9 protein-coding genes are annotated in these 7,654 nt (G+C 59.3%); 4 read left to right on the forward strand and 5 right to left on the reverse strand.

All coding sequences use genetic code 11. The annotated features are described in order from the left end of the window. Positions 1–101 precede the first annotated feature (101 nt). Positions 102–761: an isoprenylcysteine carboxylmethyltransferase family protein gene (locus tag AD669_RS16055; protein ID WP_053121509.1), complete on the forward strand. Its 660-nt coding sequence runs from the start codon at positions 102–104 to the stop codon at positions 759–761. 106 nt (positions 762–867) lie between these two features. On the opposite strand, the gene AD669_RS16060 is transcribed toward AD669_RS16055, so the two are convergent. Both AD669_RS16060 and AD669_RS16065 read right to left on the reverse strand, forming a co-directional pair. Continuing rightward, the gene (locus AD669_RS16060) at positions 868–1,533 is read right to left on the reverse strand and encodes an HAD family hydrolase (RefSeq protein ID WP_053121511.1); all 666 of its coding nucleotides are present in this window, start codon (positions 1,531–1,533) and stop codon (positions 868–870) included. 56 nt (positions 1,534–1,589) lie between these two features. Beyond that, on the reverse strand, positions 1,590–2,003 hold the full coding sequence (locus tag AD669_RS16065; RefSeq protein WP_053121513.1) for a response regulator: 414 nt from the start codon (positions 2,001–2,003) through the stop codon (positions 1,590–1,592). 199 nt (positions 2,004–2,202) lie between these two features. Between AD669_RS16065 and AD669_RS16070 the strand changes: the two genes are divergently transcribed. Next, the gene (locus AD669_RS16070; protein WP_053121515.1) at positions 2,203–3,144 is read left to right on the forward strand and encodes a class I SAM-dependent methyltransferase; all 942 of its coding nucleotides are present in this window, start codon (positions 2,203–2,205) and stop codon (positions 3,142–3,144) included. Between the two features lie 114 nt (positions 3,145–3,258). Here the strand turns inward: AD669_RS16070 and AD669_RS16075 are convergent, their stop codons facing one another. Further along, the gene (locus tag AD669_RS16075) at positions 3,259–4,032 is read right to left on the reverse strand and encodes a helix-turn-helix transcriptional regulator (protein WP_053121517.1); all 774 of its coding nucleotides are present in this window, start codon (positions 4,030–4,032) and stop codon (positions 3,259–3,261) included. Positions 4,033–4,326: 294 nt separating this feature from the next. Between AD669_RS16075 and AD669_RS16080 the strand changes: the two genes are divergently transcribed. Next, positions 4,327–5,445: a P1 family peptidase gene (locus tag AD669_RS16080; RefSeq protein ID WP_053121519.1), complete on the forward strand. Its 1,119-nt coding sequence runs from the start codon at positions 4,327–4,329 to the stop codon at positions 5,443–5,445. A 96-nt stretch (positions 5,446–5,541) separates the two neighbouring features. On the opposite strand, the gene AD669_RS16085 is transcribed toward AD669_RS16080, so the two are convergent. Continuing rightward, positions 5,542–6,129 (reverse strand): NAD(P)H-dependent oxidoreductase, encoded by a 588-nt coding sequence (locus AD669_RS16085; RefSeq protein WP_053121521.1) that lies wholly within the window; start codon positions 6,127–6,129, stop codon positions 5,542–5,544. A gap of 85 nt (positions 6,130–6,214) precedes the next feature. Here AD669_RS16085 and AD669_RS16090 point away from each other — a divergent pair, with 85 nt between their 5' ends. Further along, positions 6,215–6,841, forward strand: a complete 627-nt coding sequence (locus AD669_RS16090; RefSeq protein ID WP_053121523.1) for a TetR/AcrR family transcriptional regulator — start codon at positions 6,215–6,217, stop codon at positions 6,839–6,841. Here AD669_RS16090 and AD669_RS16095 read toward each other — a convergent pair. After that, entirely contained in the window at positions 6,838–7,524 is a 687-nt protein-coding gene (locus AD669_RS16095; RefSeq protein ID WP_053121525.1) for a GNAT family N-acetyltransferase, read from the reverse strand. The two genes, AD669_RS16090 and AD669_RS16095, sit on opposite strands and share 4 nt — an antisense overlap. Positions 7,525–7,654: the final 130 nt, after the last annotated feature.

Genomic DNA, 7,654 nt, shown 5'->3' on the forward strand with positions numbered 1-7,654 from the left:
TTGATCTTGTTTTTAAAAGAACAAGATCAAAAGATCGCAGCCTTCGGCAGCTCCTACGGGGATCTACACTGCAAGAGTGTGTATGCCGCCGTGAGAACGCCATGAGAATGTCAGCGCAAATGACCGTGGTCGCCGTGCTCGCCACCCTCGCCTATCTGGGCCTGGCGGTGTGGGGCATTGGTGGCGTGGGGATGTTCTTTTCCCACGGCTCGCTGGTGGTGGTCGCGCTGGCCACTGTGGCGATGGTGATCGCGTCGATGTTTACCGAGGTCAACCTGAGCTCCGGCGAACGCGAGGATCGCGCCAATCGCTGGGTGCTTCCGGCGTTTGGCGTGATTGGTTTGCTCAGCGGTTTTCTGCCGGCTTACTGCGATCGGCTGAATTTCTGGACGTTTGGCGGCGAAGGTGTGCGCTGGCTTGGCGCGTTGTTGTTCATCATTGGCGGGGCGCTGCGCTTGTGGCCGGTGTTTGTCTTGGGCCACCGGTTCAGTGGGTTGGTGGCGATTCAGCCGGGGCATCGGTTGGTGACCGATGGGATTTATCAACACCTGCGCAACCCGAGTTATCTGGGGTTGGTGGTGAATGCGCTGGGATGGGCGTTGGCGTTTCGTTCAACCGTCGGGTTGCTGCTGGCGGCGCTGACGTTGATCCCGTTGATCGCGCGTATTCATTCAGAAGAGGCGCTGCTGCGCGGGCAGTTTGGCGCCGAGTATGACGCCTACTGCGCCCGGAGCTGGCGCTTGTTACCGGGTGTCTACTAACCCCGCACCCCCTGTAGGAGCTGCCGAAGGCTGCGATCTTTTGATCCTGGTCTTTTAAAAACAAGATCAAAAGATCGCAGCCTTCGGCAGCTCCTACAGGTACAGCTCAGGCAGGCTGTAGGTGCAGGCCGTCGTTGTCGATTTGGACGCGGATCGCGTCGTAACTGGCCAGTGTCGCGTGCTCGGTTTCAAGCGGATGCTGATGCGTCGTGGTGATGATCATCAACGACGCACCCGCCGCTTCAGCGGCTTGAATCCCGACAGCGGCATCCTCAAAAATCAGACACTCCGCCGGCTCCAGCCCCAAGCGTTTAGCCGCCAGCAGATAACCCGCCGGATCAGGCTTGCCCGCCTTCACATCCTCAGCCGTAATCATCACCGCAGGCTCGGGAATCCCCGCCGCCGCCATCCGCCGCAATGCCAGATCGCGCGGCGCCGACGTCACCATGGCCCAACGATCCTTTGGCAATTGATTGAGAAACGCCGCCGCCCCCGGAATCTCGACAATGCCTTCAACATCCTCGATCTCCGCTGCGGTAATAAACGCCGCTTGTGCCTCCGCGTCCACGCCCGGCAGGTTCAGGCGATTGATCGTGTCGATCGCCCGTGCGCCATGAATGGTCGGCAGAAACGCCTCGACATCGACGCCATGGCGCACGGCCCAGGCTGACCAGATCCGCTCGGCGGCGGCGATGGAGTTGAGGACGGTGCCGTCCATGTCGAACAGGAACGCGCCAAACGCGCGGTCGAAAAGATCATTGTGAGCAGACAAAGGGTCGCATCCTCTGGCAAGGGGCCGGGCAAATTTGCCCGGCAATGTAGCACTTGTCAGTGCAGACGCGGAGCCTTGGACTTGAAGGCACTCTCGACGCAATCGAGCAACTGGCCGATCGCCCAGGGTTTCTTGATGAACGCGACCGAGTGCTTGACCCCAGACGTCTCCGGCGTTTCATAACCGGACATGACCATCACCGGTTTGTCCGGCCAGCGATCGCCGACCAGGTTGGCCAGATCGGCGCCGTTGAGGGTGCCTGGCATGGTGATGTCGGTCAGCAATAGATTCACTTCCGGCGCGTGCTCGTCCAGATATAACTTGGCTGCGTCGGCGCTGCTATGCGGCTCGACCTTGAAACCTTCCTCCTGAAGAATTTCGCAAAGAAACTCCAGAATCAACGGATCATCCTCAACTACCAGAATCAACCCGCCAGGAAGGTGCGCGTCCGCCGTTGGTGATGGGCACATGAAACTGCACTCCCTGAATAGCATTAACGATTTAGCGGCTTGAATCCGCTGCTTATCTGGTATGAGCAGCGCGTTCTGTAGAAATTCATTTTTGATACAGGAGTTTTCTAAATGGTCGGATTGGCAATCCTGAGACAAACGTTCGAAGTGGCGTAATTGTGGTTAAAATGCCGGCCCATTTGCTTGCCGACCGTGACCGATGAACCCTGAAGCCCTCGCCACCCTCCACGCCCATTTGCTGCCGGCACTCGCCAGCGCACCGGGCGAAACCCGTCGCTTGTTTCATGGGCGCGGGCGTTGCTGGCCGGGGCTGGAACAGGTCACGGTGGACTGGCTGCAAGGCGTGGTGCTGGTGTCGCTGTTCAAGGAGCCGGCGCCGGAGCAACTGCAAGATCTCAAGCGCGTGTTGCTCGACATCACTTCTTCGGCCGAATGGCAGCAGTCCAAAGCGCACACGTTGCTGATCCAGCACCGTTATCTGCCGCAGAGCACCGCCGAATGGCTGTTGGGCGATGAGATCGATGAAATGACCATCGTCGAGGGCGGTCTGCAATACCGCGTCGACCTGGGCCGCAAGCAGAACGCCGGGCTGTTTCTCGACATGCGTTACGGGCGCAACTGGGTGCGCGAACAGTCCGACGGCAAGCGCGTGCTGAACCTGTTCGCCTACACCTGCGGTTTCTCCGTGGCGGCCATTGAGGGTGGCGCCAGCCATGTGGTCAATCTGGACATGTCCCGCGCCGCGCTCAGCCGTGGTCGCGACAATCACCGTTTGAATGGCCATGACACCGGCAAAGTCAGCTTCCTCGGCCACGACCTGTTCAAGTCCTGGGGCAAGGTGATCAACAGCGGCCCGTACGACCTGGTGATCATCGACCCGCCGTCGTTTCAGAAAGGCAGTTTTTTGCTGACCAAGGATTATCAGCGCGTGTTGCGGCGTCTGCCGGAGTTGCTGACGGCGGACGGCACGGTGCTGGCCTGCATGAATGACCCGGCGTTTGGTTCGGACTTTTTGATTGATGGCGTGACGCAGGAGGCGCCGAGTTTGCGCTTTGAACAGCGGCTGGAGAACCCGCCGGAATTTCCCGACATCGATCCCGAAAGCGGCCTGAAAGCCCTGGTCTTCAAACGCACTTCCTGACACAACCCAAATCCCTGTAGGAGCTGCCGAAGGCTGCGATCTTTAGATCCTGATCTCTTAAAAACATGATCAAAAAATCGCAGCCTTCGGCAGCTCCTACAGGGGGGTGGAGAGTCAGTTCGGGCGCAGCACCAGGGCGAACAGCTCACCATGTCCGGTGACATTGAGCTTTTGATAGAGATTGCGCCGATGCACTTTCACCGTTTCCGGCGATATGCCCATCTGCTGGGCGATCGCCTTGCTGGAGAAACCCTGCAAGATCAGCCGCGCCGTGTCGTTTTCACGCACCGTCAGCCGCGCATCAAAACGATCCAGCAACGTCGCCAGATCGCCGACCAGCACTTCAGCAACCGCCCCTTGCGGCGGCAATAGCTGCACATGCCGGCGCATCGCTGCCAGCACCCAGTCGCGCACACACAGCAGCCGGCCCTGCTCGGCCATTTCGAACGGCGTCGAACGCCCCATCGATAAACCCAACACGCTGCCATCAACGTTGATCATGAACTGCAACTCATCCGCGCCCACCACCGAGCGGAAGTAGCTCTGGTAGTACTCGCTCTGCAAAAACTGGTCAGGCGCCACCGACGCCAGGCTGTGCAAGCCATCAGCGAGCCCCGCCGAAGCGGCCTGATAAAACGGATCGAGCAGGTACATGCCGGCGGTGTAATCGGCGAGGTTTTCCTGTTCTTCGACAGCGCCCTTGCTGTCGATATCAATCAGCAATTGCGGCGCCTGGCCCGCCTTCATCATCGCGACCAAAGCGTTATCCATCGGCACCAGCAGGCGCAAGGTATCGACCAGCGCCCGCCAGAATCCGTCCTGCCCGACACAGGTGAAGACCCGCGCCAGACTTTGATGCACAGGCAATTCCTGCAACAACGCGTCCACGCTCTACCCCTTTTGTGTAACCCATGATGGGAATGGGTCAGGCGCGATCAGATCGATAGGCTGACCGCACTTGATCAACACCGGCCGTAGCGACCAGAAGTGCCGAATCATGCGGGGTCATCGAGGGGATATCAACCGGTGACCACTGATCAGCGAGACCAACGCATTTCCTGTAGGAGCTGCCGCAGGCTGCGATCTTTTGACGTTGTTTTTGCAGATCAAAAGGTCGCAGCCTGCGGCAGCTCCCACAGAGATCGCGATACATGTAAGATTTTTATGGAGAGACAGAAATCAATGAAACCTCGTGTCCGTGACCTCAACATCCGCATTGGCCAGATGCAGCCCGGCCCGCTCAATGCGATCACCGACGTGCCCGGTGTGCGTGTCGGCCACAGCAACGTGCGCGGTAAAAGCACGGCCGGTCGTGACATTTGCACCGGCGTCACCCTGATCGAACCGCGTCAGGGTTCGACCAACCAGCAGCCGTGTTTCGCCGGCGTGCATGTGCTCAATGGCAACGGTGACGCCAGCGGTCTTGAGTGGATTCGCGAGGCGGGCTTGTTGACCAGTCCGATCGCTTTCACCAACACCCACAGCCTCGGCGTGGTGCGCGATGCGCTGATTGTGCTGGATCGTCAGCAGCAACCGGACGATGGCCGTCTCTACTGGAACATGCCGGTGGTGCTGGAGACTTACGACGGGTTGCTCAATGACATCAACGGCTTCCACGTCAAACCTGAACATGTCGCCGAAGCCCTGCACAACGCGGTCGACGGCCCGGTTGTGGAAGGCGCGGTCGGCGGTGGCAGCGGCATGATCTGCCATGAATTCAAGGGCGGCATCGGCACTTCGTCGCGGCGATTGAGCGCTACGCAGGGCGGCTGGACAGTGGGCGCGATCGTCCAGGCCAACTATGGCATTCGCAACCAGTTACGGGTTGACGGCTACCCGGTCGGGCGCTACATGGAACAGAAGGATTCACCGTTTTTGCGCGCCGCATTGCCGCACCCTGGCATGGGTTCGATCGTGGTTTGCCTGGCCACCGATGCGCCGTTGTTGCCGCATCAGTGCACTCGCCTGGCGCAACGGGCGAGCGTCGGTCTGGCGCGCACCGGTGGCGGCAATGAAGATCAAAGCGGCGACATCTTTATCGCCTTCGCCACGGGTAATGATCACGTGCCGCCGGCGGCCTATGAAAGCAAAGGTGCGCCGACGTGTGACGGCTTGCGGATGGTCAATAACGATCACATCAGCGAGCTGTTTCTGGCCGCCACCGAGGCGGTTGAGGAAGCGATCATCAATGCCTTGCTCGCCAGCGAGAGCACTGAAGGCAATGGCCATTCGGTTCAGGGGCTGGATGCACAAACCTTGCTAGCCGCCCTCGAAAAGGCAGGCTGGCCTGGCTCGCGATAACCCCCCAAATCCCTGTAGGAGCTGCCGAAGGCTGCGATCTTTTGATGTTGTTTTTCAAGATCAAAAGATCGCAGCCTTCGGCAGCTCCTACAGGGGTTATGTGAACATTTTCGTGCCGAGTTCGCGGGCTATTTGCAGTTGCACCTGCGGCTCGCGCAATTCCGACTCCGGCAGCAACGTCGAGCTCAGCACCGTCGCCCCGCTGTAATCGAAAATCCCGTGTTCAATCTGCGCCGTCATCGCCGCACCGTAACCGTGACGTTCATAGGTGCGTTCGTCTGCCCCGGCGAGTTGTACAAGGTGCACGCGCAAACGCTGCAGCAACTTCACATGCTTCAAGTCACCCGCAAAATCGAACGCCCAGCCATTGCTGAACACCCGATCAATCCAGCCCTTGAGCAGCGCCGGCATCGACCACCAGTAAACCGGGTAAACCAGCACCAACGCATCGGCGCGATCAATGCGTGCCTGTTCCGCCAGCACATCCTCCGGCGGCGAAGCCTCGCGATGATGCACGGCAAAATCCGCAGCGCCGAAACGCGGTTCGAAGCCTTCAGCGTAGAGATCGGCGATCTCGAAGGTGTTGGCCGGATCGGCTTCGGTCAGGCCGGCAGCAATTTGTGTGGCAACGCTGTGGGTCAGTGAGCGCGGATCGTGATGAGCAACAACAATCAATGCGTGCATGGCAATTCTCCGGTTGGTGGGGCTGACCAAGGCTTATATACTCTTGGTAAGTTACGAAGCTTAAGTTACCTTTGGTATATAAACCATGTCAACTGATCAACTGACCAAACAGAATTCCCCCGCGCAACCGCGCAAACGCCTTTCCCGTGAGGATCGCCTGCGCCAGTTGCTTGATGTCGCCTGGCAGATCATCCGCGCCGAGGGCACCGATGCGCTGACCCTCGGCTATCTCGCCGAAAAGGCCGGCGTGACCAAACCGGTGGTCTACGACCATTTCGTCACCCGCGCCGGTTTGCTTGCGGCGTTGTACCGCGATTTTGATGCACGCCAGACCGTGGTGATGGACGCCGCGATCGCCGAATGCGAGCCGACACTCGTCGGCACCGCTTCAGTGATTGCCAAGGCGTATGTCGATTGTGTGATGTTTCAGGGAACGGAAATTCCGGGGATCATCGCCGCGCTGGCGAGCACCCCGGAACTGGAGAAAATCAAGCGGGAGTACGAGGCGATCTTCCTCGAAAAGTGCCGCCGCGACCTGGCGCCCTACGCTAATGGTGGACTGATTACCGCAGCCGCTTTGCGTGCAATGCTCGGCGCCGCAGAAGCGCTGTCGCACGCTGCCGCCAACGGTGAAATCAGCGCCGAGGACGCAATCAACGAGTTGTTCGCAACCATCATCGCAATGGTCGAACGCGCCGCTGTAAGGCTCTAGTGCAGGGTCAGTCGCTGACGGACAAATTCTTCCGTGTGGCGAGTGGTTTGATCCAGATGGCGATCGCGCTGCTTCTCGGCATCGAGCATCGCGCGCTTGCTGTTTTTCTGTAGCAGATACGTGTGAATCTGCTGCACTTCCAGTGAGCGGTAAATCGGCGTGGTGTCGATGAAACCGCGCAAGCCGTTGCTGCGGTAATGCCGGGTGCTCATCAGCACTTGAGTTTCACGCGAGCCGATCACCTCAAAGCCCAGCGCTTCGAAATACGGGACTTTGCCGACGGTGCAGCCCAGCTCCGCATGCGGATAACGGCCGAGCATTTCGCCGATCATCGCCCGCGCCACGCCTTGCCGCCGGTGCCCTTCGCGCACCGCCATGTAGGCGACGCTGCACGCTTCCCAGTCGCCCTGCACCGGCAGGTACAAAAGGAAACCGATCACCTGTTCCGGATCTTCATCGGCGGTCGCCACCAGCAACTCGACTTCGGTGCCCTTGTCGCCATTCAACGCTTCCAGATACAAATGCACCTCGTAGCCCACCGCGTACTGATACACGTTGTACAGCAGGTTGCTCGGGCCCAGGCCAACCGCGCTGATGTCGGTCAGGTAGTCGACGACCATTTGCAGAATCTGGCTGTTGACGCCTTCGGGGCATGGGGATTTGTAGTGGGTGATGCGAGGCATGGCAGCTGAACTCCGGCAGAAAACCGCGACATCATACCTTGTCCCTGCGCCAACCCCTGTAGGAGCTGCCGAAGGCTGCGATCTTTTGATCTTGTCTTTTAAAAACAGGATCAAAAGATCGCAGCCTTCG

This window comes from Pseudomonas sp. P1.31, from assembly GCF_001269815.1.
In the GTDB taxonomy this organism is placed as follows: Bacteria; Pseudomonadota; Gammaproteobacteria; order Pseudomonadales; family Pseudomonadaceae; genus Aquipseudomonas; species Aquipseudomonas rustica.